Annotated in this window: 28 protein-coding genes and 2 pseudogenes; 9 read left to right on the top strand and 21 right to left on the bottom strand. The window is 62.2% G+C overall.

Annotated elements, in window-relative coordinates; all coding sequences use genetic code 11:
* Window positions 1–161 precede the first annotated feature (161 nt).
* From F8R15_RS15675 to F8R15_RS15730, 13 genes are all read right to left on the bottom strand, one after another.
* Window positions 162–878, bottom strand: a complete 717-nt coding sequence (locus F8R15_RS15675; protein WP_152845203.1) for an acylneuraminate cytidylyltransferase family protein — start codon at window positions 876–878, stop codon at window positions 162–164.
* Window positions 875–1930: a nucleotidyltransferase family protein gene (locus F8R15_RS15680; protein WP_152845204.1), complete on the bottom strand. Its 1056-nt coding sequence runs from the start codon at window positions 1928–1930 to the stop codon at window positions 875–877. The genes F8R15_RS15675 and F8R15_RS15680 overlap by 4 nt, the downstream gene beginning before the upstream one ends.
* A 7-nt stretch (window positions 1931–1937) precedes the next feature.
* Window positions 1938–2561, bottom strand: a complete 624-nt coding sequence (locus F8R15_RS15685; protein WP_368731077.1) for an acetyltransferase — start codon at window positions 2559–2561, stop codon at window positions 1938–1940.
* A 32-nt stretch (window positions 2562–2593) separates the two neighbouring features.
* Complete coding sequence (gene neuB / locus F8R15_RS15690) at window positions 2594–3670, bottom strand: N-acetylneuraminate synthase (RefSeq protein ID WP_152845206.1); 1077 nt, start codon at window positions 3668–3670, stop codon at window positions 2594–2596.
* Window positions 3663–4802 (bottom strand): UDP-N-acetylglucosamine 2-epimerase, encoded by a 1140-nt coding sequence (gene neuC / locus F8R15_RS15695; RefSeq protein ID WP_172976243.1) that lies wholly within the window; start codon window positions 4800–4802, stop codon window positions 3663–3665. The genes neuB and neuC overlap by 8 nt, the downstream gene beginning before the upstream one ends.
* A gap of 2 nt (window positions 4803–4804) precedes the next feature.
* Window positions 4805–5986 carry a LegC family aminotransferase gene (locus tag F8R15_RS15700; protein ID WP_216644134.1) on the bottom strand — a complete coding sequence of 394 codons (1182 nt, stop codon included), beginning with the start codon at window positions 5984–5986 and terminating at the stop codon, window positions 4805–4807.
* Window positions 5987–6023: 37 nt separating this feature from the next.
* Window positions 6024–7034 (bottom strand): NAD-dependent 4,6-dehydratase LegB, encoded by a 1011-nt coding sequence (locus tag F8R15_RS15705; protein ID WP_152845209.1) that lies wholly within the window; start codon window positions 7032–7034, stop codon window positions 6024–6026.
* A 174-nt stretch (window positions 7035–7208) separates the two neighbouring features.
* Entirely contained in the window at window positions 7209–7418 is a 210-nt protein-coding gene (locus tag F8R15_RS21810; RefSeq protein ID WP_253732647.1) for a hypothetical protein, read from the bottom strand.
* Window positions 7412–7549: a winged helix-turn-helix transcriptional regulator gene (locus F8R15_RS21815; RefSeq protein WP_253732649.1), complete on the bottom strand. Its 138-nt coding sequence runs from the start codon at window positions 7547–7549 to the stop codon at window positions 7412–7414. Before F8R15_RS21815 ends, F8R15_RS21810 begins: the two co-directional genes overlap by 7 nt.
* Before the next feature lie 305 nt (window positions 7550–7854).
* A complete protein-coding gene (locus F8R15_RS15715; protein WP_152845210.1) occupies window positions 7855–9183 on the bottom strand; it encodes a UDP-glucose/GDP-mannose dehydrogenase family protein in 1329 nt (442 codons plus the stop codon).
* Window positions 9184–9204: 21 nt separating this feature from the next.
* Entirely contained in the window at window positions 9205–9549 is a 345-nt protein-coding gene (locus tag F8R15_RS15720; RefSeq protein WP_152845211.1) for a MarR family EPS-associated transcriptional regulator, read from the bottom strand.
* Between the two features lie 293 nt (window positions 9550–9842).
* On the bottom strand, window positions 9843–10598 hold the full coding sequence (locus F8R15_RS15725; protein WP_152845212.1) for a glycosyltransferase family 2 protein: 756 nt from the start codon (window positions 10596–10598) through the stop codon (window positions 9843–9845).
* 95 nt (window positions 10599–10693) lie between these two features.
* Complete coding sequence (locus tag F8R15_RS15730; protein WP_152845213.1) at window positions 10694–11122, bottom strand: YdcF family protein; 429 nt, start codon at window positions 11120–11122, stop codon at window positions 10694–10696.
* 172 nt (window positions 11123–11294) lie between these two features.
* Between F8R15_RS15730 and F8R15_RS15735 the strand changes: the two genes are divergently transcribed.
* On the top strand, window positions 11295–11759 hold the full coding sequence (locus F8R15_RS15735; RefSeq protein WP_152845214.1) for a helix-turn-helix domain-containing protein: 465 nt from the start codon (window positions 11295–11297) through the stop codon (window positions 11757–11759).
* Window positions 11756–12331, top strand: a complete 576-nt coding sequence (locus F8R15_RS15740; protein ID WP_152845215.1) for a PIN domain-containing protein — start codon at window positions 11756–11758, stop codon at window positions 12329–12331. Before F8R15_RS15735 ends, F8R15_RS15740 begins: the two co-directional genes overlap by 4 nt.
* A 120-nt stretch (window positions 12332–12451) precedes the next feature.
* Here F8R15_RS15740 and F8R15_RS15745 read toward each other — a convergent pair whose 3' ends face one another.
* Window positions 12452–12721 carry a hypothetical protein gene (locus F8R15_RS15745; RefSeq protein WP_152845216.1) on the bottom strand — a complete coding sequence of 90 codons (270 nt, stop codon included), beginning with the start codon at window positions 12719–12721 and terminating at the stop codon, window positions 12452–12454.
* A gap of 260 nt (window positions 12722–12981) precedes the next feature.
* Here F8R15_RS15745 and F8R15_RS21675 point away from each other — a divergent pair, with 260 nt between their 5' ends.
* Entirely contained in the window at window positions 12982–13881 is a 900-nt protein-coding gene (locus tag F8R15_RS21675) for a helix-turn-helix transcriptional regulator (RefSeq protein ID WP_216644135.1), read from the top strand.
* Window positions 13882–13976: 95 nt separating this feature from the next.
* Here F8R15_RS21675 and F8R15_RS15760 read toward each other — a convergent pair.
* Window positions 13977–14109, bottom strand: a pseudogene (locus F8R15_RS15760) (transposase); the annotation flags it as partial.
* Between the two features lie 312 nt (window positions 14110–14421).
* On the opposite strand from F8R15_RS15760, the gene F8R15_RS15765 reads away from it, so the two are divergent.
* The 3 genes and pseudogenes from F8R15_RS15765 (at window position 14422) to F8R15_RS15770 (ending at window position 15553) form a co-directional block, all read left to right on the top strand.
* On the top strand, window positions 14422–14676 hold the full coding sequence (locus F8R15_RS15765; protein WP_152845217.1) for an addiction module antitoxin: 255 nt from the start codon (window positions 14422–14424) through the stop codon (window positions 14674–14676).
* A gap of 126 nt (window positions 14677–14802) precedes the next feature.
* Window positions 14803–14954: pseudogene (locus F8R15_RS21505) on the top strand (transposase domain-containing protein); the annotation flags it as partial.
* Window positions 14909–15553 carry a plasmid pRiA4b ORF-3 family protein gene (locus F8R15_RS15770; protein ID WP_253732653.1) on the top strand — a complete coding sequence of 215 codons (645 nt, stop codon included), beginning with the start codon at window positions 14909–14911 and terminating at the stop codon, window positions 15551–15553. The pseudogene F8R15_RS21505 and the gene F8R15_RS15770, both read left to right, overlap by 46 nt.
* Before the next feature lie 60 nt (window positions 15554–15613).
* On the opposite strand, the gene F8R15_RS15775 is transcribed toward F8R15_RS15770, so the two are convergent.
* The 6 genes from F8R15_RS15775 to F8R15_RS15800 all read right to left on the bottom strand — a co-directional run bounded on the left by F8R15_RS15775 (window position 15614) and on the right by F8R15_RS15800 (window position 21112).
* Window positions 15614–15895, bottom strand: a complete 282-nt coding sequence (locus F8R15_RS15775; RefSeq protein WP_152845218.1) for a type II toxin-antitoxin system RelE/ParE family toxin — start codon at window positions 15893–15895, stop codon at window positions 15614–15616.
* Window positions 15892–16203: a CopG family ribbon-helix-helix protein gene (locus F8R15_RS15780; protein ID WP_152845219.1), complete on the bottom strand. Its 312-nt coding sequence runs from the start codon at window positions 16201–16203 to the stop codon at window positions 15892–15894. Before F8R15_RS15780 ends, F8R15_RS15775 begins: the two co-directional genes overlap by 4 nt.
* A 449-nt stretch (window positions 16204–16652) precedes the next feature.
* On the bottom strand, window positions 16653–17417 hold the full coding sequence (gene istB / locus F8R15_RS15785; RefSeq protein ID WP_083080296.1) for an IS21-like element helper ATPase IstB: 765 nt from the start codon (window positions 17415–17417) through the stop codon (window positions 16653–16655).
* The gene (istA, locus tag F8R15_RS15790; protein ID WP_172976245.1) at window positions 17414–18859 is read right to left on the bottom strand and encodes an IS21 family transposase; all 1446 of its coding nucleotides are present in this window, start codon (window positions 18857–18859) and stop codon (window positions 17414–17416) included. The genes istB and istA overlap by 4 nt, the downstream gene beginning before the upstream one ends.
* Before the next feature lie 251 nt (window positions 18860–19110).
* Window positions 19111–19650, bottom strand: coding sequence for a hypothetical protein (locus tag F8R15_RS15795; protein WP_152845220.1), 540 nt, complete (start codon window positions 19648–19650; stop codon window positions 19111–19113).
* A gap of 769 nt (window positions 19651–20419) precedes the next feature.
* Window positions 20420–21112, bottom strand: a complete 693-nt coding sequence (locus F8R15_RS15800) for a GntR family transcriptional regulator (protein WP_253732655.1) — start codon at window positions 21110–21112, stop codon at window positions 20420–20422.
* Window positions 21113–21234: 122 nt separating this feature from the next.
* Between F8R15_RS15800 and F8R15_RS15805 the strand changes: the two genes are divergently transcribed.
* From F8R15_RS15805 to F8R15_RS15815, 3 genes are all read left to right on the top strand, one after another.
* Window positions 21235–22350 carry a sugar ABC transporter substrate-binding protein gene (locus tag F8R15_RS15805; RefSeq protein ID WP_078540087.1) on the top strand — a complete coding sequence of 372 codons (1116 nt, stop codon included), beginning with the start codon at window positions 21235–21237 and terminating at the stop codon, window positions 22348–22350.
* A gap of 75 nt (window positions 22351–22425) precedes the next feature.
* Window positions 22426–23997, top strand: a complete 1572-nt coding sequence (locus F8R15_RS15810; protein WP_152845221.1) for a sugar ABC transporter ATP-binding protein — start codon at window positions 22426–22428, stop codon at window positions 23995–23997.
* Window positions 23994–26057 (top strand): ABC transporter permease, encoded by a 2064-nt coding sequence (locus F8R15_RS15815; protein ID WP_152845222.1) that lies wholly within the window; start codon window positions 23994–23996, stop codon window positions 26055–26057. The genes F8R15_RS15810 and F8R15_RS15815 overlap by 4 nt, the downstream gene beginning before the upstream one ends.
* The last annotated feature ends 7 nt before the right edge of the window (window positions 26058–26064 follow it).

A 26064-nucleotide genomic window follows, 5' to 3' on the forward strand; every position in this document is an offset into this window, starting at 1 on the left:
GTGTGCTGGCATGTGCTGTTCGCCTCGCTGGCCGCTTCAGTGTGGATGCCACTAGACATGGATAAATCATGCCTCTTCAGGCAGCGAATGAACTCAGGCATCAGCTGTAACACCCACTCGAAAAAGTATCCTGGTTCCATCTCGTAGAGAAATTAAAGGGTTTATGCATATGTCTTAGGGATACGCCCTCTCCAAGCCATCAGTTGGCGTTCGGCGGCAGCGAAATCGTCTCGCGTGTCGATGTCGAGCGAACGGTCCACCGGCATCACGTATCCTAGGCTGTCTTCGAACAGGAAACGCTGTTCGGCAAGAAACCGCGCCACGTCGATGAAATAGAACGCGCCGTTCAGCAATAACGCCTTAGGCAGGTCCTGCCGGCGATGTCCGTCGGGTGGTTCCGGCAGGAGCCGTTCCAGCCGCCCGCGCCTGTCGGTGCCATACATCAGCCAAGGCGATTCAACCGCCGCGCAAACCGAGACGCAGCCCCCCGCGCCGGGCGAGCCCTGCCACAGCGCGAAGCCCGCGTCCAGGTCCGCCGCCGTGCGGAACGGCGAAGTCGGTTGCAACAGCACAGCGCGGTCGTATCCCGACACCGCATTCAGGGCATGCGCCATGACTTCGACCGAGGTCGCCGTGTCCGAGGCAAGTTCTGTCGGGCGGCGAAACGGCACCTCAGCTCCGGCCTTACTCGCGGCCTCTGCGATCTCGTCATTGTCGGTCGAGACTACCACGCGGACAACGCAGGACGCCTCTAGCGCGGCGCGCACCGTCCAGGCTATCAGCGGAAGCCCGCCCAGTGGGCGCACGTTCTTACGCGGCAGCCCCTTTGATCCTCCGCGCGCTGTAATAACCGCCAGAACACCATCAGAAGAACTCATTTTCCGAACACTGTCTCATATTCGGCACGGGCGCGATCAAGATCTTCGACCCGGCCGATGTCCATCCAGTATTCCCGAACCGGGAAGACTGAGACCTTGTGACCCGCATCCTTCACCCGGTTGATCAAGTCGGGCATATCGAGACGCTCGTCGTCCTTGATATGCTCGAAGACCAAAGGCGAGAGCGCGTAGATGCCCGCGTTCACCAGATGCTTGTGGACTGGCTTCTCCTCCATGGACATCAGGGTGGTGCCTTCGGTGTTCAGTACCCCGTAGGGCACCTGCATGTTGAACTCGCGCGCGCAGATGGTCACGGCTGAGCCCGTCTCGGAATGAAAGTCCATCATCGCTCCGAAGGATGTCGTCGTCAGGATGTCGCCGTTCATCACTACGAAGGACTCGTCGGGGCTATGCGGCATCAGCGAAAGCGCGCCGCCGGTGCCCATGCGCTTGGTTTCCTCGATATATTCGATCTGCACCCCGAGCCATTTGCCGTCGCCGAAATGTTCGCGGATCACGTGGCCGAGGTAGTTCACCGATAAGGTGAAGCGGCTGAAACCCTGGTCCTGGAAACGCGTCACTATGCGTTCCAGCAGCGGCTTGTCGCCCACTGGGATCATCGGTTTAGGCAAGGTCTCCGTAAGCGGGCGCAACCGCATCCCTAAACCGCCCGCCATCAGCACCACGCGGGTGGAACGCGGCTCGACGCCGGTTAAGCCCTCGCGCAGCGCCAGCGCAACCAACCGCCCCTCCGGATCGACCACCGGGATGTGGCTTAACCCGCGCTCGCGCATCAGCCGCTGCGCCGAGGCGGCGGAGGCACCCTTCAACAGCGTTGTCGGATTCAGGTGCATGACCTCGGAAACTGGCGCGTCAAGCCCCACCCCCTTGAGCAGGCCCCGCCTGACGTCGCCGTCGGTTACGGTGGCGATCAGCACGCCAACCTCATTGGTCACCAGCGCGATCTGGCGAGCACCGCTGTCGATGATTTCCATGACCCGGCGCAGCGAGGCATCGGCATCCACGGTCATCTTCTTTAGGTCGGTCATCATCTCGAAATCACCTTCTTTGCAATGGCCGCGCGGGGCTGCCCACGACCGTCACCCCCGGTGCCACGTCCTTCGTGACAACGGCGCCGGCCCCGACGATGGCATTGTGGCCGATGCGAATGCCCTGAATGACCACGGCGCCAGTGCCGACATGCACACCACTGTCGATTCGCACATCACCGGACAGGGTCACCCCAGGGGCGATATGCGCATGGGCACCGATGGCGCAGTCGTGATCGACAATGCAGCCGGTGTTTAGCAGCGCATTTTCACCAACGGTGACCCCTACTTGAAGGATCGCCCCTGCTAGCACCTGCGCGCCTTCGGCCAGCGTCGCATCCCCTGTCAGGATCGCCGAGGGATGCACCAGAGGAGGCAGGCGGAACCCATGCGCCCGAGCTGCATCGAAGACCCTGCGCCGGAGGGCCGTTGATCCGACCGAACCAACCCCGTTGACCAGCGCCACGCGCGTGATGTCAAGCCCGTCGAGCGCCAAGTCATCGCCCAGCCAAGGGCAGTCCTCCGGCCAGCTCGCAGGGGTGGGCGCCCCGGGGGCGATGCACCCCACCGCCCGTTGGCCCCGCGCCGCCAGTAGCTCGAGTAGCGAGCGGGCATGGCCGCCGGCGCCGAGCACTACGAGCGAGGCGCCCTCTGCGACGGCTCCGGTCAAAGCGTCTCGCCTTCGGCCAGTGCGCGGGTTGTCTGTTGGCCCACCGTGTCCCAAAGCGCCATCGGTGAAATCCCGCTACCAGGGCGCTTCACCGCAATGTCGTTCAGTGTCAGCACATGCCCCTCTGGCAGGTCGCGCGCCGCCAGCAGGCTCTTGCGGGCCACGGCGCGGTTAGCCACCTCGGCGGCACCCGGCTGCTTGATCCCGGTTCCCAGCGCCTTTTCCACCGCCCGCACGCCGCGAATGAGCGAGGTCAGTTCTCCCGGTTCCAGCGAGGCGGCATGATCCGGCCCGGGCAGGGTGCGGTCCAGGGTGAAATGCTTCTCCAGCACGCTGGCCCCCAGCGCCGCGGCGGCCAGGCTGACCGCCTCGCCCACGGTGTGATCGGAATAGCCGACCTGCACGCCGAAGGCGCGGCGCAGGGTCTCCATCGCGCGCAGGTTGGTGTCCTCGACCGCCGCCGGGTATTCCGTGGTGCAATGCAGCAGCGTCACGCGCTCGGCCAGCACCGGCCAGACGGCGGGGTCCAGCAGGACCCGGGCGAAATCGGCGCGGCCCTTGGGCGCGCCCTCGCGGCACATGGCAAAGGCCAGCACGCCAAGCGCCTCCTCGACCTCGGCCAGGCTGCCCATGCCGGTCGAGAGGATGATTTTCACCCCGGACCGCCCGGCGGCCAGCAGGAGCGGCGCATTGGTCAGCTCGCCCGAGCCGAGCTTGATCTCCGGCAGGGCAAAGGTCTCCGTCAGCAGCGCCAGGCTGTCGAGGTCGAAGGGCGTCGACAGGAAGCGCACGCCCTTTTCGGCGCAGCGAGCCATGATCGTGTGATGACCCTCCAGCGACAGTTCCAGCCGCTGCAGCATGGCCAGCTGGCTTTCGGCGCCGTCGGTGGTGCGGGTCTGGTAGCTGGCCTTCTTCGCGCTGGCTGAGGCCAGTTTCGTGGCCTTGAAGGTCTGGAACTTGACGTAATCGGCCCCGGCCTCGGCCGCCTTGTCCACCAGCGCCAGCGCCATGTCCATGTCGCCGTTATGGTTCACACCCGCCTCGGCGATGATAAGCGTTCTGGGATCAGCCATGGGCCACGTCCTCGAAGGATTTGCGGATGAGCGCCGCCGGATCGGTCACGGCGGCAAGGTGTGCCACGATGCGCGGCGCGGCCTGGCCGTCGCCGTAGGGGTTCACCGTCCCGGACCAGTCACCGGCCAGCGCGGTGTCGATGGCGGCGTGGATGGCCTCGGCCTCGGGCGCGCAGTCGATCACCGATACCGCGCGCACCCGCCGCGCCTGCCGGTCACCGATATTGACGGTGGGGATGGCGAAACTGGGCGCCTCGTAAAGCCCGCTCGACGAGTTGCCCAGCACCAGGTCGCAATGCGCCAGCGCCGAGAAATAGCGCGCCGAGCCCAGCGAGGCATGGAAGACGGCATTGTCACGCCCTGCCACCCAGGCACGGATGATCTCGTCCAGTTCCGCCGCACCCGGATCGGCGTTCGAGCCGGTAAAGATCAGCCCGGCCTGCGGATAGGCCTCGAGCGTGTCGAGCATGGCCCGCGCCATGGCGGCATTGTCGGCGGACAGGGTCGCCGGGTGCAGCGTGATGACGAAATTGCGCGCCTGCGGCTCCAGTCCCACGCTGTCGAAGAAGGCCGCGCGATCCATACGCGGCACCGCCAGAACCAAATCGATCCCCGGGCTGCCGGTGACAAAGACTCGCGCCGGGGTCTCGCCCATCTGGCGGACGCGGGTCGCGGCCTCTTCGGTGGTGGTGAAATGCAGCGCCGACATCTTGGTCATGGCGTGGCGGATGGAATCGTCGAAGGCGCCCTCGGTCACGTCGCCGCCCGCGATATGCGCCACGGGGACCTTGGACAGCAGTGCCGCCGTCACCGCGCTGAGAATCTCGTAGCGGTCGCCCAGCACCAGCATCATGTCGGGTCGGCTGTCGGCCAATACGGCGCCGACGCCGGCCACCGCTCGCCCTGCGGCGGCACAGAGCGCGGCGTCACCATCCCCCTCGGCCAGCCCCATGTCGACACAGTGGCGGACGGTGAACCCGGCCGCCTCGATCGCCGCGACCGAGGTGCTGCCCGCCATCAGGTGCTGCCCGGTGACGAGGATCTCCAGAGTAAACCGCGCATCGTCGCGCAGGAGCGCCAGCACGGGCTGGAGCAGCCCCCAGTCGGCGCGGGTGCCGGAAACGGCGAGCACCTTCATGCCGCCGCGCCCTCCCGCGCACCCAGATAGGCGGACGACGGGATGTTGAGAACGCGCGCCTCCAGGTCCTCAGCCTGCGTGAGGTCGGCGCGCGGTGCGCTTTGATACATTGGCAGGCGGTGCATCAGGGTCCAGATTGGGCGGGACATGATCCCTGCATCGTTGAGCTCCTGCAACAGGTGGTCTCGGTCTTTCGCGTGCGCCGGGTCCAGCACCAGCGTAACCAGCCAGTTGTTCGAAACCGACCCTTCGGGCGCGTGGAACAATTGCACCTCGTTCAACCCACGGAGGGCGTCGGCATAGGCGTCGAAGAGGCGCTGTTTTTGCGCGAGCCGCGTGTCTAGTTGTTCCAGCTGCGCCACACCCAGCGCCGCGTTCAGGTTCGGCATCCGGTAGTTGTAGCCAACCTCGTCATGCAAGAACGCCCATTTGTGCGGCAGCTTCGCCGTCGTTGTAAGGTGCTTGGCCCGCTTAGCCAGCGCCTCGTTATTCGTAACAATGGCCCCGCCGCCGCCGGTGGTGACGATCTTGTTGCCGTTGAAGCTAACCGCCGCCGCGGTGCCGAGACTGCCGCACAGCTGCCCCTTGTAAGTGCTGCCGAGGCTTTCTGCGGCGTCCTCAACCACCTCCATGGGCCAGTCGATTAACACCGCGTTCAACCTGTCCATGTCGACGGGACAGCCAAAGACGTGCATCGGCAACACGGCGGCGATGCGGCGGCCGGTCTGGCGATTAACGGTCTGGCCGTCGCGCACCTCGGCCACCCCCTCCAGATGCGCGCGCAGGCGTTCCGGGCAGATGCCCAGCGTATCATAGGCACTGTCGACGAAATGCGGCACCGCGCCCAGGTGGGTGGTGGCGTTTGCCGTGGCGACGAAGGTGAGCGCAGGCATCAGGACCTCGTCCCCCGCATTCACCCCCGCCACGATCAGCGCGACCTGCAGTGCGGCGGTGCCGTTCGCCACCACGACGCCGTAAGCGCAGCCCGATAGCCGTGCCACCTCGGCCTCGAATTCATCCACGTAGGAGCCCACCGAAGACACCCAGCCGGTGTCGATGCAGTCGATCAGCAACTCCCGCTCTCGACCGTGGAACTCTGGCACGTGCAACGGCACGAAGTCCTTCTCCGTGCCGATCACGCCTCGGATCCGCTGCTTGAGATCTTCTGCGAAATCCATGTAACGCTCCATTGTGGGGCACCCGCCTAGGCGGTCTTCAAACGTTATATTGACCGGTTTTGTAGGCGGCCAAGTTGACCGGCTTCTGGAACCACTCGGCAGTCTTGGCGATGCCTTTGGCGAACCCGTCGCGCCCGCCGTGCTCCGGCGCCCAGTCGAATAGGCGGCGCGCCTTGTCGACCCCGGCGTATAGACGTTCCACCTCGCTGTCTGCGGGGCGCATCCGTTCCTGATCGGACACGATCTCGATCTCAACGCCCATGACCTCGGCGATCAGCGCCACGGTGTCCTTGATGGAAATTTCGAAGTCCGACCCGATGTTTGTGGCCTCGCCGACGCATGCGTCACATTCCATCGCCTTGATGAAGCCCTGCGCGGTGTCATGAACGAAAGTGAAGTCGCGCGTCGGGCTCAGCGCGCCAAGCTTGATGCGGCGCTCGCCCGCGGCAATCTGGCTGATGATCGTCGGGATCACTGCGCGAGCGGACTGGCGCGGGCCGTAGGTGTTGAACGGGCGCAGCACCGCCACCGGCGTGCCAAAGCTTTTTTGGAAAGATAGCGCCAACTGGTCGGCAGCTACCTTGGTGGCGGCATAGGGCGACTGCGCGTTGACCGGGTGCTCCTCGGTGATCGGCACGAATTGCGCCGTGCCGTAGGTCTCCGAGGTCGAGGTCGAGATCACTCGCTGCGTCTCCAGTCGTCGCGCCGCTTGCAGCACGTTCAGCGTGCCGGTGACGTTAGTCGCGACGTAGCTGTCCGGCGAATGGTAGCTGAAGGGGATCGCGATCAGCGCCGCGAGGTGCAGCACCGCGTCGCAGCCTTCCATGGCGTTGGCCACGCCATGCGGGTCGCGGATGTCGCCCGCGACGACCTCGAAGTTGCCCTTCACGTCCTCGGCGGGGCGGTCTAGCCAGCCCCACGAATTCAACGAGTTGTACATCACGAAGGCGCGGGTGTCGTAGCCCGCGCGCACCAGCGCCTCGGTTAAATGGGAGCCTATGAAACCGTCAGCGCCGGTCACAAGCACTTTTCCAAATGACTTGGACATCAAAATTTCACTCTCTAGCTAGGTAGATTCGGTGCGTGTTTTCAGTTGTGCCTTAAGCAAGCGATACTGTTTGCTGCTGGAAGTTGTCCGTAGGCGAACTCGCCTTTTACGGAAAGCGCAATAAATGACCGCGCAAATTCGAGATTCTATGGACATGCGCTCTGTTGAAGCTTTTCACTTTTTTTTGCCCTCGGACCTGAGCGCCTCAATCTCCGCCTTCAGTGCCTCAAACTCCGCCATCTTCCTTGCCAGAAACCGCTGCGTAATCGCCGCCTTCTCCGCGACACCTTTCGGCGTCAGCAGGTAGGCGTAACACCGCTTATCTTCAGCGGCCTTGACGTTTCCCAGCTTCACGAAGCCTTTTCCCACCAGTGCTTTCAGCAACTATTCGCGCTGCCGGTGCTGATCCCCACCTCGCGAGCGAGGTCGCGCTGCGATATCTCGGGGTTTTCCTCGAGCAGGCGCAAGATGCGAAAGCGGATATCTTCCTGGATTTTGCTGCGCTGGCCTGCCATCAGGAGTTGTCATCCTGACAGGCTACCGCACCAGCGCTGACTCGGGTCAGCCTGCGGGGAGGGGTGTTCAGAGCTTTGGGTCGAAAATCCGACATCGTTCAAAGTTGAGCGGTAGCAGATCGCTGCACCCGCTAAAAGGCTGTTTATGCAAATCCAGTCATTCGACAAGGGAGGTCACGGGCGTGTGATCGCAAGCTGCTTGGAAGCAGCGGAGATCGGCCGGTGAGATATGGGGCGCCCGCGTCCTAATATGATGATATTTATCTTTTGGTTCTTCGCGTTGCGCCGTTTCGTGCTGTTGCATTCTATGCACCAACCCCGATAGGGCGTCTGCTCCCGACCCCCACATATTCCGCGAAGCCCGCCTTCCTGACGTCCTTCTCGGCGTAGATGTTGCGCAGGTCGGCCATGCGCGCGGTCTCCATCGTCGCGGCCAGCTTGTTCAGATCCAGCGCGCGGAACTCGTTCCACTCGGTCAGGATCACCACGCAGTCGGCCTTCTCGGCTGCCGCGTAGGCATCGTCCATCCAGGACACGCCCGGAAGCAGAGCCTCGCCTTCGCGCTTGCCCTGCGGGTCGACCACGCGGACCTTTGCGCCGCCGCCCACCAGTGCGGGCACGATGGTCAGGGCAGGGGCCTCGCGCATGTCGTCGGTGTTCGGCTTGAAGGTCACGCCATAGATCGCGATCGTCTTGCCGTTGACCGAGCCGCCGCAGAGATCGACGACCTTCTCGATCATCCGCCGCTTGATGTCGTCATTCACCTTGATGACGGTTTCGACGATCTCCATCGGGCAGGAGTAGTCCTGACCGATCCGCGCGAGCGCCGCCGTGTCCTTTGGGAAACACGAGCCGCCATAGCCCGGACCTGCATGCAGGAACTTGTTGCCGATCCGGCCGTCGAGCCCCATGCCGCGCGAGACGTGCTTGATATCTGCGCCGGTCTTCTCGCAGAGCCGCGCGATCTCGTTGATGAAGGTGATCTTGGTCGCGAGGAACGCGTTGGCGGCGTATTTGATCATCTCCGCGGTTTCCAGATCGGTATAGAGGATCGGGAATTCGCGCAGGAAGAGCGGGCGGTAGATCTCGCCCATCACGGCTTCGGCCTTTTCCGACGTGGTGCCGACGACGACACGGTCGGGCCGCATGAAATCGTCGATCGCCGCGCCCTCGCGCAGGAATTCGGGGTTCGAGGCCACGTCGAACTCGATATCGGGGCGGGTCTTGCGCACGACCTCCGCGACCTGTGGGTTCGTGCCCACCGGCACGGTCGATTTTGTCACGATCACCGCATAGCCGGTCATCGCGTTGGCGATCTCCTCGGCGGCGGCCATCACATAGGTCAGGTCCGCATGGCCATCGCCGCGCCGCGTCGGCGTGCCCACCGCGATGAAAACCGCATCGGCGCCTGCAACGGCTTTCTTCAGGTCGGTGGTGAAGGAAAGACGCCCGCCTTCGACGTTCTTCACCATCAAATCGTCGAGGCCCGGCTCGTAGATCGGCACGCGGCCGCCCTCGAGCATTTCGATCTTCGCGGGGTTCTTGTCGACGCAAACGACCTCATGGCCGAAATCCGAGAAACACACCCCCGAAACAAGGCCAACATAGCCCGTGCCGATCATCGCGATTTTCATGAAAAGCTTCTATCCAATGGTTTATTCATTCTGGTTCAAATCTGACTTGAGTGCAGAAATCTCTGCCTTCAGCGCCTCAAACTCCGCCATTTTCCTTGCCAAGAACCGCTGCGTAATCGCCGCCTTCTCGGCCACGCCCTTCGGCGTCAGCAGGTAGGCATACCGGCGCTTATCTTCGGCTGCCTTGAAGTTCCCGAGCTTCACGAAGCCCTTCTCGATCAAAGCCTTCAACACATAATTCGCGCTTCCCGTGCTCACGCCAACTGCGTCTGCCAGCTCGCGCTGCGACATTTCCGGGTTTTCCTCGAGAAGGCGCAAGATACGAAAGCGGATATCTTCCTGGACCTTGCTGCGCTGGCCTGCCATCAGGAGGCCGCATTCCGGCAGGCTACCGCATCAGCGCTGACTCGGGTCAGCCTGAGGGGAAGGGCGTTCACAGTTTGGGGTCGAAAATTCGACATCGTTCAAAGTTGAGCAGTAGCAGAATGCTGCGCCTGCTAAAATGCTGTTTATGCAAATCCGGTGATCCGACAAGGGAGATCACGGTTGTGTGAAGTCGCGCATGTCGAACCCGGAGTTTTTCTGCCTGTGGGAGGCGTGCAAATAAGCAGTAAGACGCGCGGAGCCAATTGCGCTGTCAGGGCATAGCCCGCTGCGCGTCAGCCCTTCTGCCGCTCCACGAATTGCCCGAGCTTGGAGAAGTTCTTGCTCACCAGCGTCATCACGCCGCCCACATTGTTGCCGCGTATCGCGCGCCAGTCTTCGCCCATCTTTTCGCGAATGCGCGCAAGGTTGCGATTGCTTACGCCGCCCAAACGCATCTTGTAGAGCACTTCGGGGATATAGACCGAGCGACCGGTCGCTTGCGAGAAATAGCGCAGGATGAAGTCGTAATCGGCCGCGATCCGGAAGCTGGTGTCAAAGGCGCCGAGGCGTTCATAGACCGAGCGCCGGAGATAGAGGGTCGGGTGGGCCGGCATCCAGCCGCGCTTGAGTTTCGCCGCGCTATAGGGACCTGTTGCCCAGTGTCGGACGACCTTTCTTGTGTCCGCTTGCGAGACATAATCGAGATTGGAGAAGACCGCCTCGACCTGTGGGTCCTCAAATGCGGCAGCGACGCGGGAAAGCACGTTTTCATGGGCGAGAAAGTCGTCGCTGTGGACGAAGCCGACGATGTCACCGGACGCCTTCGTCACGCCCTTATTGAGCGCATCATAGATCCCCTTGTCGGGCTCGCTGACGAGGACCATCCGGTCATGGGCGGCGCGTTCGATCGCGGCGAGCGAACCGTCCTTTGATTTCCCCTCGATGATAAGATGCTCAAGATCGGGATGGGTTTGTCGTCCGACGCTCTCGATAGCCTCGCCGACGGTGGCTTCGGAATTGTAGACGGCGGTGATGACGGTGATCTTCATGAAAATGGTGGCCCGGGAAAAATCTGTTCGCCCCTCCTATATGCGCTCCCAGCGGAGGATGAAACAAGTCGTGCTTTCGTTACCATCCGGATAACCTATCTCCCGCTTGCCGCATAAGCCCAGATCCCGACCCATTCCTTGAGCGCGAGATCCAGCTTGTCGAGATGGCCCGCGAGATCCCAGCCAGTATCTTCGAGAAACCCCTCTGCGCGATAATCGACAGGGTATGGGATGAGCCCGTCCCAACCGGCCCGCTCTAAGCTCGCCATCGCGCGTCTCATATGGAAGGCGCTGGTGATGAGCAGCCAGGTCTCATCCGGTTTGGGGTGGGCGAGGTTGTAGCTTAAACGTGCGTTCTCGGTGGTGTTGTGCGATCGGGTCTCAAGAAGAAGGCGGGCTTGAGGGATACCTGTTTCACGAAACGCCGCGGCCATGACTTCGGCGCCGGGCATGATCTCTCGGGCAAGCATCCGCACCGCGTGCTCGCGCACTTCAGGGGAAAACTTGTTCGTTGTCTTGCTCATGATGCTCCCTCCTGCTCAAGAGTTGGAGCCTCCGGCAAACTCGGGGCGGTTCAGTAACCTGTTTACACGATATTCGAAAACTTCGAATATTGCGATTGTTGCGATTGTTGCGATTGTTTCGAATGACGGATGCCCTATATCCAACACGTGAAGAGAGAACCGGAGAGAGAAGATGAACGCCCTCAGAAAAGAGGCGTTCTTTGATCGTTTGCCCGACGAGGTCGAGATCAAGAACGCCGAACAGCTCAGAACGATTGTCGCTTCCCAGATCAAGGAAGGCGAACCGACGAAGCTGTCGCTTGCCCTGGAAGGCGGTGAAGTCCGAACCGTGACGCTTGCGCCTGCCTTGACGGCTTCGTTGCTCGAGGTGCTGCGGCTCGTGTCGAGCGGTCGCGGGTTTCGGATGACCCCCGTCGAGTCAGAGCTGACCACGCAGCAGGCGGCGGATCTTCTCAATGTGTCCCGTCCGTTCCTGGTGAAGCTTCTCGAGGAAGGCGAGATTCCGTTTGCAAGGACCGGCCGTCATCGCCGGGTTCGTGCCGACGATCTCTTTGCCTACAAAGAGAAGCGTGACGCATCTCGCTCGGGCGCATTGAGCGACCTTGCCGCCATGGATGCGGAAGACGGTCTTGTATGAGCCGATACGCTGATCGGTTTACGGCTCTCCTCGATGCCTGCGTCCTAGGTGGAGCGCTTCGCAGAAACATGCTTCTGAGCCTGGCCGAGGCCGGCTTGTTCCGGCCTCGTTGGAGCAGTCGCATTCTTGACGAGACCCAGAAAGCGATCGCCCAGATCACCAAGGGCGAAACCGATGGTTCCCGGCAAAGGGCGGCAATCGAAGCGGCATTCCCTGAAGCTCTGGTGACAGGTTATGAACTCTTCGAAGACAAGCTTGCGTTGCCCGATCCGGGCGACAACCATGTTCTGGCAGCGGCCATCGCGACGTCTGCCTCTGTCATCGTGACGGACAATCTTGCCGATTTTCCTTCCGCGGTTTTGGACCCGCACGCCATCCACGCGATTTCCGCCGACGACTTCATCGCCGATACAATCGAGCTGGATCCCTCGGAGGCCATTCTGGCCCTGCGTCGCATGCGGGAGCGCTTCAAGAACCCGGCGCTCGATGTTGCGGCTTTGGTTCACAAGTCAGAAGCGCAGGGCCTACTGCAGGTTGCAAACTTCATGGACGAGTACCAGTCGTTCCTATGAGGAGACGACCGGTGGATGTCATAGCAGAGGCACGAAGCACTGTCGGCGATTGTGGCCGACTTGCCGCGTAGGGACAGGCGCATTCCTCAGAGGGCTGAGAAGTCATTTGAGAGGTCCCAATTACCACGGCTCCGGCGTCTCATCAGGCGTATCCGGCGGTCTGGCCGCGTCGCTCGGCAGTCCACGCAGGATCGCCCTTGCGCGGGCCAGTGGATCCTCGACCCGGCGCGCCTCGACGGCCGCGATTTCTTGTTCCAGTCTCTCGAAAATCGGGGCGTAGACTAGTTTTTCCAGCATCAATTCGGCGATGCGCAGCCGGGCTTTCACGAGCCGCTCGAGAAGCTCTTCGTCGGTCTTGGTAAACCCCGTTGCGCGGTGAGATTTTCGCATATTTGGCGTGAAGGGGCGCTGGGCTATGGCATGCGTCTCCTGAGGCCGCGCGAGCGAGGCTCGGCGGCGGAAAGTGGATCGATCCGATGCGGATCCTGGTGATGCCTTCAGTTTAGGTGCCGGGAGTGAAAAAACGGGTTTTCGATTTTTCGCGAGGCAGAGAAAATTTCGCCGACGCGTGTCTCGCTGGGTTTCGGGCGGGTTGCGCTTTGTCGGGTTTTCTTTCTATTTTTGAGCTTTGGATAGAAAGATTTTCGCACATGTCCTTTTTCGAGATCCTCAGAGCCGAACGCGTGGGGCGCGGGCTCACGCAGGCTGAACTCGCATCCCGCGCCAAGATCAGCATCCCCACCGTGCGCGCTCTGGAGAGTGGGGCAGGCACGATCCTTTCGCTCGAGGCCGTCTTACCGATCCTTGGCTTGCGCTGGCGTGTCACTGAGCCCGCGGAACATATGGGACGTGTGCTCGCGGAGCGGCGGCGTGCGCGTGGTTTTTCGCAGGAGGCTCTCGCGCGCAAAATCGGCTGCAACCGCGTGACGGTCATTGCCTTGGAGTCGGAGTTCTCCGGGCGTGTGGCGACGCTTGCCGCAGCCTTGCGGCTGCTCCGCATCCGCAAACCTCTGGAACGGAGCGATCTCGCGAAGGGGCGAGGGTTGGTGCCGCCGAAAAATGACGCGGAACAGGACCGTGTCATGACGCCGCCTGACCTCGCCAAGGCCATCATCGAACATTTTTCGCATGCGATGGCCGGGCGTGTTCTCGATCCGTCGCGCGGGGAGGGGGCGTTCTTTGATCATTTCCCGGATAACTTGGAGCGCCATTGGTGCGAGATCAGTGAGGGGCGTGACTTTCTGTCTTGGGCCGATCAGGTGGAGTGGGTCGTCACCAATCCGCCCTGGTCCGAGCTGAGAGCGTTCACGCACCATGCAATGCAGGTCTCGGAAAATATCGTCTGGCTCGCACCGCTTACGAACCTGACGACCAAAGCGCGTCTGCGCGATCTCAAGGAAGCCGGGTTCGGCATCGCGGAATTGCTGTTCGTCGATACGCCAAAGGGCTGGCCACAAAGCGGCTTTCAAATCGTCGCGGCTCATTTGAAAAAAGGCTACGCGGGTTATTGGAAGGTCACTCAGCTTCGGACTGGTGTGCAAACCGCATAGGGCCGTTGTCAACGGCTCAGTAAAATCCGGCCATTGGGCGGCGCAATAACGGGCGAATTCGGCTTTGGGCGCGACGCGCTCCATGAGGCGGAGGCCATCTTGGCCGTGAAGATCAAAGAAGACATGAAGGCCGCTCTGCTACCGCTCCGAGCCGGGGAAGAGCCAGGTCTTTCTTCCCAGTGCGATCCCGCGAAGCGCGCGTTCGGCCGCGTTGTTCGTCAGGCAGATGGTGAGCGACATCCGCCGACGCAGGCGGAAGCACCATTCCTGCGAGGAGAAGATGCATATCCTTCTGGGAAGGCTGCGGCACGAAAATAGCGTCGGGGTGTTCGTTTCGCAGCATTTCGCGGCACTGGTTTCTTATGAATATCAATCAGTTGATATGGGGGCGGTGTGTTCGGTAACTTATCTACTGTTTCGCGATCCGAACACCCCCGCGTGAAAGAGTGTTGTTTATCGAACATCCGAAGCCCATCGACGCTGCATGTTCGATAATATTCGGTCAGGCCGCGAAATGGCTGTTGCCGAACACGGTGTGCGATGTCCCGAACAACCACGCTGACCGTCCGCCTCGGTGGGACCTTGAGTGACTTTGTCTCGGCGAACGTGGGTGATGACGCGTCCTATGAGAATGTCAGCGAATACATCCGCGACTTGATCCGGCGCGACAAGGGGAGGGTGGAGCAGGAGGCCTTCAACCGCCTGAAGGTCGAGTTGACCCATGCCTTCGCAGCCCCGGAAGACACGTATCAACCGCTGAGTGCAGCCAAGGTGATCGCACGGAGCCGGACCTGATCGGTCTTCGCCCCATGAGGACTGAACCGCGAGTGAAGCAATGCTTCAACTATGCAGCGCCTTAGCGACACCGGAGGCTCTCAGCGTCTCTGCCGCTCAACGAACTGTCCGATCTTCGAGAGGTTCTTGCTCGTCTCGGCAAAGATGACCTACATCGATCCGCAGGCATGGCTGTCCGATGTGCTCGCCCGTCTGCCGGATATGGCGGTGTCGCTTTGCATGACTTGCTGCCATGGAATTGGAGCGCCGCAACAGAATTGAAGAGGATTGCTGCATGACGCTGGTCGCGCGCCTCAAGGTGACATTATCTGACGTCGAGCCTCAGGTGCTTCGGCGCTTCGATGTGCCGCTGAAGATCAAGCTGAACCGCCTGCACGATGTTATACAGTCCGCCATGGGATGGGCTGATAGCCACCTCTATGAGTTCAGGGCCGGCGGCGTCGGCTGGGGCGTGCCAGATCCAGATGGTTTTTACGAGGGCCCGATGCCGGCCAGTAAGACCAGCCTACTTGATGTGCTCGAAGATGTGGGAACCAAGACCATTCATTACATCTACGACTTTGGGGACAACTGGCACCACGTAATCAAGGTCGAGAAAATCGATGATGCCATCCCGGGTGCCGTATATCCGCGCCTTGTCAGAGCCATCGGGGCTTGCCCGCCGGAAGATATCGGCGGCTCTCCCGGTTACGCGAACTTCTTGGACGCCATCGCCGATCCGCAACATGAAGCCCACGCAGACATGTTGGAATGGCATGGCGCAAAGTTCGATCCTGATGAGGCAGATATCGGCCGTATCCTCGACAACTTCGAACGCCTCGCCCGGAAATGGGCGCCAAAGCCTCGGAAACCCAAAGCTTCTACCAGGCGTATCTGATCAAGTGAACGCCCGCAGTCTTCGCCGAATGCCTACCTTGTATTTCCTGCCGGTATCCTCTCAGTAATCCGTCCCCTGCCTGTTATCCCAAAGGCGGAGAATTTCGATCTGAGTGGGCATTACGCGATATATCAGCAAAAACGGTGTCCGAGGAATCGAGAGTTCTCGCACAGCGCGCCCTGAATCGCTGGGATGTCCCGCATAAGGATTGGCGGCCAGCGTCTGCTGGATGGCTTTCAGGCTCGCGCGGGCCTTCAAGCTACCTTCTGGAAAAACCGATTGATAGTAATGGCGAAACCACCGGATGTCCTGGGCCGCATCTTCAAGAAAGACGATCTTCATGCGCTGTCGGGCGTGATGTCCGGTTTCGGGGAAGGGAGCTCATCTCCCGTGTCCCATGAATCGATCCAGGCGTTCATCGCTTCGGCGGAAATGAAAGCTCCCTTTTCGGCACGCGTCACAGCGTCGTCTATGGCGGCCCGCTTGGCTTCCTTCGCTTCCAGCATGGATCGAATGGCGCGCACTGCGAGCTGGGCAGGCGAACGGTCTTCGATTTCCGCTTCGCGTTCGAGAGATTTTCTCAGTTCGTGGTCAAGACGGATGGAGTATGGCGAGCTGCCCATGGTTTGCTCTTTCGATTGCGGTGTCATACATCGTAATACATCCCTCATGGAAAGCAAGATTTGATCAGATAGGTGCTCGAAAGCGGGTTCAATGCGTGACGACGGCGAACGAATAGGGCTTTCGCTTAAGTGACCTGATGTCTCGAAAAACCTTCGAGCAGATGAACCTCCCCCACCAATCCTGTAGGTTGGAAGGGGGGAGGTTCATAGCTTGCCGCGGGGCCAGGGGAACCATATTTTCCTACACAAAGTAATATAGCGTGTAGGAATGCCTGATGGAGTATCTCCCGGTCCCGATCCACACTGCCTTGTCAACGGCGGAGTGAAATCCGGCCATTGGGCGGCGCAATAACCGGCCACTTCGGGTTTGGGCGCGACGCGCGCCATGAGGCGGCGGCCAGTCAGCCGCGCTTCCCAGATAGCTGGCGGTTGACTGGCCGCCTTGGCCCGTGAGGGCCAAGCCTTTATCGGCTGGATCAGGCGGTGTCGGCGGACTTGCGCGCGCGGCTCTGTGCGAGCCGATAGCTGTCGCCGTTCATCTCGAGGATGTGGACATGGTGGGTGAGCCGGTCGAGCAGAGCGCCGGTCAGGCGCTCGGAGCCGAAGGTCTCGGTCCATTCGTCGAAGGGCAGATTGCTGGTGATCATGGTGGCGCCCCGCTCGTAGCGCTGCGAGATCAGTTCGAACAGCAGCTCGGCGCCGGTCTTGCTCAGCGGCACGAAGCCCAGTTCGTCGATGATCAGGAGCTTGTATCCGACCATCTGTTTTTGCAGGCGTAGCAGGCGGCGCTCGTCGCGGGCCTCCATCAACTCATGGACCAATGCGGCGGCGGTGGTGAAGCCGACGGAAAGGCCCTTCTGGCAGGCTGCCAGCCCCAGACCCAGAGCGATATGGGTCTTGCCGGTGCCGCTCGGGCCGAGGGCGATGACATTCTCGCGCCGCTCGATCCATTCCCCGCGGGCGAGTTCCAGCACCTGCATCTTGTTGAGTTTGGGGATCGCCTTGAAGTCGAAGCTGTCGAGGCTCTTGGTTGCCGGGAACTTCGCCGCCTTGATGCGGCGCTCGACCATCCGCCGTTCGCGGTCGATCAGTTCGAGTTCCACCAGCCGGGCCAGGAAGCGAACGTGGTCCTGCCCCTCCGCGGCGCACTGGCGCGCGAGCTTGTCGTATTCCCTCAGGAAGGTCGGCAGCTTCAGCGTCTTCAGATGATGGGCGAGCAGGAGGTCAGGCGCGTCGGTCATCGGGCCTCCTCCGAGATCAGGCACATGTAGCTGGCCGCCGAGGTCTTTCCGACCTCGGCCCGCGGCAGGTAGGGATAGACGTCGAGATCGAGCTTCGGAGGTCGCTTCTCGACCTGACACAGCACCAGGTGCTTGACGGCGTCGAAGCCGATGGCCCCCATACGCAGGGCCGTCTTCACGGCGGCATGCAGGTCGTCGACCTCGAAGGCCTCCAGCAGGCGCAGGACCTGAACGAACTCACGCCGCCCCGCCTTGAGCATGCGCGCCTCCATTAGGCGGCGCAGGGTTGCGAACTCGGGCGGCAGCTCCCAGCCCGTCAGCGGCGCGGCCTGGTCGAGCGCGTTGATCTTCTTCTCGATCAGCGGGAGGTAGTGGACCGGATCGAAGACGACATCCTCGCGCTCATAGCTGCGCGGATGACGGGCGATGAGATCGCCGCCGCAGCCAATCGCCACCTCGTCGACATAGCCGCGCAGCCAGACATCGCGGTGGCCGTAGGCGACCGGCACCAAATAGTCGTTGGTCTTGTAGCGCACCAGCGCCTGCGAGGTGACCCGCCCGCTCGCCTGATCGCAGGCATCGAAAGGGGCAGGCGGCAGCTCCGCCATCACCTCGAGGTCCCGGGCAAGGCGCGCGCCGATCGCCTCGGTGTGGCCGCGCAGGATATCGCCCTGACGCTTGCGGCACTGCTCCTCCAACCAAGTGTTGAATGCCTCCCAGGAGGGGAAGCGCGGCACCGGCACCATGAAGTTGCGCCGGGCATAGCCGACCAGCCCCTCGACGCTGCCTTTGTCATTGCCCTTGCCGGGGCGGCCATAGCGGTCACGGAGCAGGTAATGTGACAGGAACCCGCTGAACAGCCTGGCCCGCTTGCGGGTGCCGTCCGGTAGGATCTGTGCCACTAGGCACCTGTCGTTGTCGTAGAGCACCGACACCGGCACCCGACCGAAGAAGCCGAACGCGTGAACATGCCCGTCGACCCAGGCCTCAGAAGTTGCTGCCGGATAGGCCCGGATGTAACAGGCATCGCTGTGCGGCAGGTCGAAGGCGAAGAAATGCGCCTTCTGCTCGACGCCATCAATGATGACCATCGCCTCGCCGAAGTCGGCTTGGGCATGCCCCGGCGCATGGGCCAACGGCACGAACATCTCGCGACCACGCCGGTCATGCTCGCGAATGTAATCCTTCACGATCGTGTAGCCGCCGGTGAAGCCGTGTTCCTCCCGCAGCCGTTCGAACACACGCTTGGCGGTGTGCCGCTGCTTGCGCGGGACACCGCGATCCTCTTCGAGCCAGGCGTCGATGATCTCGGTAAAACCATCCAGCTTCGGGCGCTTGATCGGCGCCTTGCGGCGGTAGCCTGGCGGAACTGAATACGCCAACATCTTCTGCACGCTGTCGCGTGAAATCCCGAAGTGACGCGCCGCCTCTCGCTGGCTCATCCCCTCGGCGCAGGCAAGTCGAACCTTGCGATACAAGTCCACGGTGAAAATCCTCGCACCCTCCCTGTCGCCAGAAAGGGCAAAAGTGGACGACTTTTACGCCGCCCGCAGCAGGAGCATCCCGCCGCTACCGTGGCCGACTATTGCTCCGCCGTTCTCATTTGGGACCGCTCGAATGACGAGCGGTCCCTTTTGACATTGGCTTCAAGGCGAAGCTGCTAGTCCGATTCAGAGCAAAAGAAAGATGAGATTTACAGCAGAGATTTAAACCGCGTGTCCTTCACCAGCTTCTGAATCGCATCCGAAAGTGCGCGATTGAATGCGGTGGCGGTGTTGTTGCATGCCGAGACTGCGGAGAAGCTAGTGCTGAAACCAGTTGTCGATTGGATCGCATAGCCAGAGCTTTTTCTCGAATAGGCTTGCAAGCCGATGGTCCAGCTGCCGTTGAACGAATCCGGTTTGAGCTCGGTCACGGTGATGTTGATCGGCGTCGCGTTAACCCGGAACATCCCGCCAGCAAGTAATTCGCCTTGAATGGCTTGTTTGATGGTGTTCGCCAGATCGTCGCCGCCACCCAGATCGAGCGGCCCTGCCAAGCGGCACGTCGGTCGGGCTTCAATGCCCTCCGCCAAACGAACGTCGCCCACGGAGGCACGCGCACCGGTCGAGGCGAGCTGTTGAATGACGATCGTGTTTTGCGGGGTCGTTTGGTATTGCTGTGCCGTGTAGGTGTCGCATGCTGCCAAAGAAATTGCGGCACAGGCCATGAGTGCAAAAGCTTTAATTTTCATTCAGTCCTCATTAATTCCAAAGTGCGGATGTATTAAGACTTATCTGATCACGCGGTCAAAGTAAGAGGCTGAATTGCTCATGCAGTTTCTTGTGGCTTTCGGGTGTCGGTATTTCTTGTGCAGGAGAGAACGCTTTCTATCTGGAGCGGGGGAAGGTTTTTATCTTTAAAAAGCGCCTCAACGTTTTCTATGCATATAGACGCTCTCGAAGAGAAACTTTGGGGCCTGCGGAGGCTAGCTTGAAGGGTAATGTCCCCGGATGCGGCGGAAGCGGAGCTGGCGGGCATGAGCGTAGCGACCAACCCCGTCGCCCCTCTGCTAGCCTGCCCGTTTCGCGAAAAGCGGCGGCCATGACCTCAGCGCCGGGCATGCTTTCTCGTGCCAGATCGCGCAGGGTGCCGCTGCCGCCAGAGAGCAGGACCCTGGCATCTGGAAAGCGATGCGCTAGGGCGAGCCCGGCAGTGACACGCTCGGCGGCGGCGTTGAGCTGAACCTGGTGGTGGCGGGCCGTGCCGACCCCGTCTTCGGCGCCGCCCAGAATGATGATCCCGTCGACATGAGGCAGCTGCATTTTGGCCGGGCAGGTTTGCTCCAAGAGGGCTATCAGGAGATCGCCGATGGGGACGAGCCTAAGAGCAAGGAGGTCTTGTGCGCGCTGCAGCACCAGCTCGCAATCCAACCGTTCGAGAAAGCTACCCATAGTCTGTCATATATGTAGCTTTTCCGGGCCGGCGTTGCTGGCTCTCTCCAGCATCACCGCCCAACCTGTTCACCCGCGCTCGGCTTCGCTCTCCTTGAGGTTGGCGAGGATGACCTCGTAGGCGCTGTCGATATCCTCGCGCAGGGCTGCGATGGCCGCTGCACTGTCGCCGTTCCGGATGGCCTCGAACAGCCTGCGGTGCTGCTTGTTGGAAACACGGTAGTGGCCATGGCGTTGCAGCAGGTGGAACTGCGGATTTATCCGCAGCCAGATATTGCCGATGATCTCGAGGAGCAGGGGGGAACCTGCTTGTCGATAAATGGTGAAGTGGAAGTCGTAATTCGCGTGAATGAATTCGCGCACCTGGCCCGCGGCTTCCGCAGCTTCCATCGCGTAGAGGATTTTTTCCAGCTGTGCGATGAACTCGGGATCGCGGCGCTCGACCGCCCAGGCCACCGCGGTGGTCTCGATCTCCGAGCGGACTTTGCGCAAGTCGGCGAGTTCCTCTACCCCAAGACGCGGCACCCCGATGGATCGTCCCGACACGATGGTCAGCGCGCCGAGAGCCATGAGCCGGGAAATTGCTTCGCGCACCGGCATCGGACTGACGTCGAGCGCCTTGGCGATGCTGGCGACAGTGATCGACTCGCCGGGTGCGATCTCGCCCTGCAGAATCAGATCGCAAAGCCGCTGATGCACCAGCGTCTGCAGGGTTTCGCGCTTCAGCGGCGTGACGCTTTCGAACATGGTCAGACCTTTCATTTCACGGCCCAAACTACGCCGGCTCGAAAAAGAATAAAACACGTTTTGACTTTTGATCAAAGATATCGGATCGTGAAATCCGTGAGGCGACCGGGGAGAGTCGCCGGACATGGGAGGAAGAAATGATCAAACGCTATATCGCGGGCGCCGCCTGCGCCCTTGGTCTCGTGGCTGGAGCCGCCCAGGCGCAGAGCGACGGGCCTTACAAAGTCTATCTTTCGATGAGCTATATCGGGAACGATTGGCAGGCCGAGGCTTCGAACATGGTCAAGGCGCTCGCCGCGTCGAAGGACTATGCCGACAAGGTGGATCTCGAGGTCCAGGTCGCCGGGCCGAACGCCCAGCGCCAGATTCAGCAGATCAACGCGATGGTGCAGGCCGGTGCGGATGCGATCGTCGTCTACCCGATCTCGCCCACTGCGCTGAACAGCGTCGTCAAGAGCGCCTGCTCGCGTGGTGTGACGGTTATCGCCTATGATGCAGAGATCACGGAGCCCTGTGCCTATAACGTGACGATCGACCAAGAGGAGGCCGGTCGAAAGACCGCGGAATGGCTGGTCGACAAGATGGGCGGCAAGGGCGATGTCGTGATGGTGACAGGTGTGCCCGGCACGTCCGTGGATACCGCCCGGACCAAGGCGGCCAAAGAAGTCTTCGCCCAGCATGACGGCATCAATATCGTCGGCGAGGCCGTGGGCATGTGGAGCCAGGCGGTGGCCCGGACTGAACTCAACAAGCTGATGGCCACCCGCGACTGGTCCGATATCAACGGGCTCTGGATGCAGGTTGGCTGCTACACGGCGGATTCCATGCAGCTCGAAGCGGGACGCGATCCTTCCGAGCTGCTGCCCTGTGCAGGTGAGGGATCGAATGGCGGGCGCATCCAGATGCTTCCGGCAGATACAGCGGTCGAAGGGGCGAGCAAGCCCTATGCGCCGATGGGCGCCCCCCGGATTTCCTACGCCTCGCCGCCCTATTCCGGCGCACTGGCCCTGAAGCTCGCGGTCGACAAGCTCGAAGGGCAGGATATCCCGAAGCATACCACCTTGCCGCTGCCCCTCGTCACCAACGAGACCGTGCAGCTTTGCGAGACGGGCAGCTGGGATGAGCAGAAGGCGGGGTGCAACGTGTTCCAGCCCTCGATGGTGTCGAACCCCGGCTGGTTCGCCTCGATCTTCTCGGAAGATCTGCCGCAGCTTGGTCTGAACGCCGCGCTCGTCGGCCAGCCCGAGAACTGAGGTCAGACGCCCGGCGGCGCGGACTTCCGCCGCCGGGCGCAGACCGCACCATACATACGCATTCCGGAGAATTGCATGTCACGCATCGCCGATTCAGCGCCTGCGGTGGAAGTTCATGACCTGTCGAAGGCCTACGGTCCCACTGTCGCCAATGACAGGGTCAGCTTCTCCGTGGCTCGCGGCCGCGTCCACGCCCTGCTCGGCGAAAACGGTGCCGGCAAGTCGACCACCATGAAACTGCTCTCGGGGCTCGTGCGGCCAGATTCTGGCACGATCCGAATAGGCGGTCGCGACGTCAGCTTGCGCAATGCGCGCGATGCCCATGCCGCGGGGATCCAGACCGCCTTCCAGGAGCTGACGCTGGTCCCAGACCTGAGCGTGCTCGACAACATGCTGCTGGGTCGGTCGCGCCGGACGATCATCGGCACGCTGGACCGCAGCCGTGCGCGGCGCGAGGTGATCGCACATTTTGAAGCGCTGGGCCTCGAAGTCGATCTCGATGCGTTGGCCGAGGAGCTGACTTTGGCTGTGCGTCAGAAGATTGAGATCGCCCGCGCTCTTTACCGCCAGCCCGAAATCCTTTTGCTCGACGAGCCGACATCGGCACTCTCTGGCAGCGATGTCGACTGGCTCGGCCGGATCATCGCGGACGCGGCCGCGCAGGGGATTACCGTGCTGTTCATCTCGCACCGCTTGCCCGAAGTGCGCGCCTTCTGCGATACGCTCACCATCTTGCGCAACGGACGGTCCGTGACCTCGGCGAAGGTCGCGGATGTCAGTGATGCCGAAGTGGTCGAGATGATCGTGGGCCGCTCGGTCGAAAATGCCTTCCCGCCGCGCCGCGCCCCGAAGGAGATCGCGGGGCAGGTCCCGGTTCTCGCCACTCGCGCGCTGTCGGCGGGGCCGAAGCTGCGCGAGGCCGAAATTTCTCTACATAAGGGAGAAATCCTCGGGATTGCCGGGCTGCAAGGCATGGGGCAGGAGGCGCTGTTCTCCGCCCTTTTCGGACAGGAGCGGTTGCGCGCGGGCCATATCGAGCTGGACGGGACGCCCCTCCATCTGCGCGCCCCGGCCGATGCGCTGCATCCATCTGTCGCGATCGGGCTCGTGCCCGAGGAACGCAAGACGCAAGGTTTGTTCCTGGAACTCAGCGGGCGGCAGAATGCCAGCCTGCCCGTGCTCTCGCGGTTTCACCGGGGGCCGGTTCTCGATGACGGGGAGGAGGCGCGTGCCGCTGCGGGGGCTTTCGCCGCCGTCGAGGTGGACGAACGCGCGCATTACCTGCCCGCGGGCGCGTTCTCGGGCGGCAATCAGCAGAAGATCGTGCTGGCCAAGTGGCTCGTGGCGCAAAGTCGGATTCTGCTCCTCTTCGATCCGACGCGCGGCATCGATGTCGGGACGAAAGAGCAAATCTATGCGCTGCTGCGCGCCTATACGGATGCAGGCGGATCGGTCCTGCTCCATTCCACCGAAATCCCTGAACTCGTGCATCTGTGCGACCGGGTCGGCGTCCTCTACGAGGGTCGGCTGTCGTGTTGGCTCGAGGGTGAAGAATTGAGCGAGAACGCGATCATGCAGGCCACGCTCGGCGGGAACGCACCGCTGAAGGGAGATACGACGCATCCGAAACAGGAGGTCCGGGCATGAGTGACCAAAGCCTATCATCCGGGGCCACGCCGCGGCGCAAGTCCTCCAACTGGCTACGCAGCCTGCGTCACGGACAGGCCGTGATCGTCGCGGCGCTGGTGCTGGCGGGGCTCATGGCGTTGAACGCGGGGCTGAGCCCCTATCCGCTGAGCTATTTCGACATCTCATTTCTCGCAAGCGGCGGGGCGACCTCGGCGATCGCGGCTGCAGGGCAAACACTGGTTATCCTGTCGGGCGGGTTCGATTTGTCGGCAGGGGCGGTGGTCTCGCTGGTCAACGCGGTGCTTGCGACCTCGATGGACCCGGCGAACATGCAGGCCTCCGTGCCGCTCTGGACCGCGATCGGGATCGGTATCGGCATGGCCGTGGGTGCGGTGAACGGCTTTTTCGTGGCCGTGGTGCGCCTGCAGCCCATCGTGGTCACCTTGGCGGTGATGTTCATCGTGCAAGGGCTGACGCTCCTTGTGATGGCAATGCCGGGCGGCTTCGTCGCGCCTTCGCTCGCATCCGTCTATCTTGGGGACACGATCCCTGGTCTTCTCCCCGCACCGATCACGCTGATGCTCGTGCTGGTGGCGCTGTGGCTCTGGCTCAAGCGCACGGGCTACGGGATTACGCTCTATGCAGTGGGCAGCGATGCGGAGGCTGCCCGAGCGACAGGGCTTCACGCGCGCACCGTTACCTTTGCGACCTATGTGCTCGCAGGTGGGCTTTACGGGCTCGCCGGTGTTTTCGTGAGCGCCCAGACCGGCAGCGGCGACCCGCTGGTGGGGAACTCGCTTCTGCTGCCGACCTTCGCGGCTGTGGTGATCGGCGGCACCCGTCTTGGCGGTGGTAAAGGCGGTGTGCTGGGCACGATCCTCGGGGCCTATATCCTGATGATCGTCGTGAACCTTCTGCTGTCGCTCAACGTCTCGGCTTACTATTCGACCATCGCGGAAAGCGCAGTGCTCCTGATCGCGGTGCTCGCAGGCTCGCTGCGCCGTGACAGCACGCTCTCGCAGCGCCTGCGCGAAGTCACCGATGCGATCGGCGCCCGGCGGCGCGGATGGCTCGTAGGCCAACGCTCGGGTGAGGATCACAGGCTTGCTTTCACGCGACCGGCAGAGACCGCCCCCGCGCAAACTTTCCTGCAACGTCACGGTCATACGCTGCGCCACGTTCTGCCCGCCTGGATCTGCCTCGTGGTGGTCCTGATCGCGACGCAGCTGGTGCTGGGCAATGTCTTCAGCGGCTGGCGCTACTGGGACTCGCTCCTTGTGCTCTCGAGCTTCCTCGCGATCCTCGCTCTGGGGCAGGGCGCGGTGATCCTGACCGGGGGGCTGGACCTGTCGTTGCCCTGGAGCATCGCGCTGTCGGGCGTGATGCTGACCGGGCTCGTTGGCGGCCAAGACATGGGGTTGCTCACGGCGCTGCCGGTCGTCTTCGCGGTGGCTGCGCTGATCGGGCTCGCGAACGGGCTGGGCGTCGTGGCGCTGGGCCTGTCGCCGATCGTCGTGACGCTCGCGATGAACGGCATTCTTCAGGGCGCGGCCTTGATCTGGTCGGGCGGCACGCCCGCCGGGTTCGCACCGCCCTCGCTGCGTTGGCTGATGACCGGCAAGCTGATGGGCGTGACCCCGGTGATCATCTTCATGGCCGCCTTCGTCGCTCTCGCGATCGTCCTGTTGGGACGCACCGCGTTCGGGCGCCGGGTCTACGCGGTCGGCAACAGCGAACTGGCGGCGCGCCTCTCAGGGGTGCGCACAGGGCGGGTTATCATCTCTGTCTACATCCTCTCGGCGCTCTGCGCGGCGCTGGTCGGCGTTCTGCTGGCGGGCTTTTCCGGACAGGCGAGCCTCGGGATGGGGGATGACTACCTTCTGCCCTCGATCGCGGTCGTCGTCGTGGGTGGGGCGCTGATCACCGGTGGCCGCGGGCATTACGCGGGCATGCTGGGCGGCGCACTGCTGCTGACCGCGATGCAGACCCTGCTTGCCGGCACCGCGCTGCCCTTCGCATTCCGCTCAGTGTTCTTCGGGCTCGTCATCCTGATGGCCGTGATCGCATTGCGCAAATAACCAAGGA

Source organism: Thioclava sp. JE_KL1, from assembly GCF_009296265.1.
In the GTDB taxonomy this organism is placed as follows: domain Bacteria; phylum Pseudomonadota; class Alphaproteobacteria; order Rhodobacterales; family Rhodobacteraceae; genus Thioclava.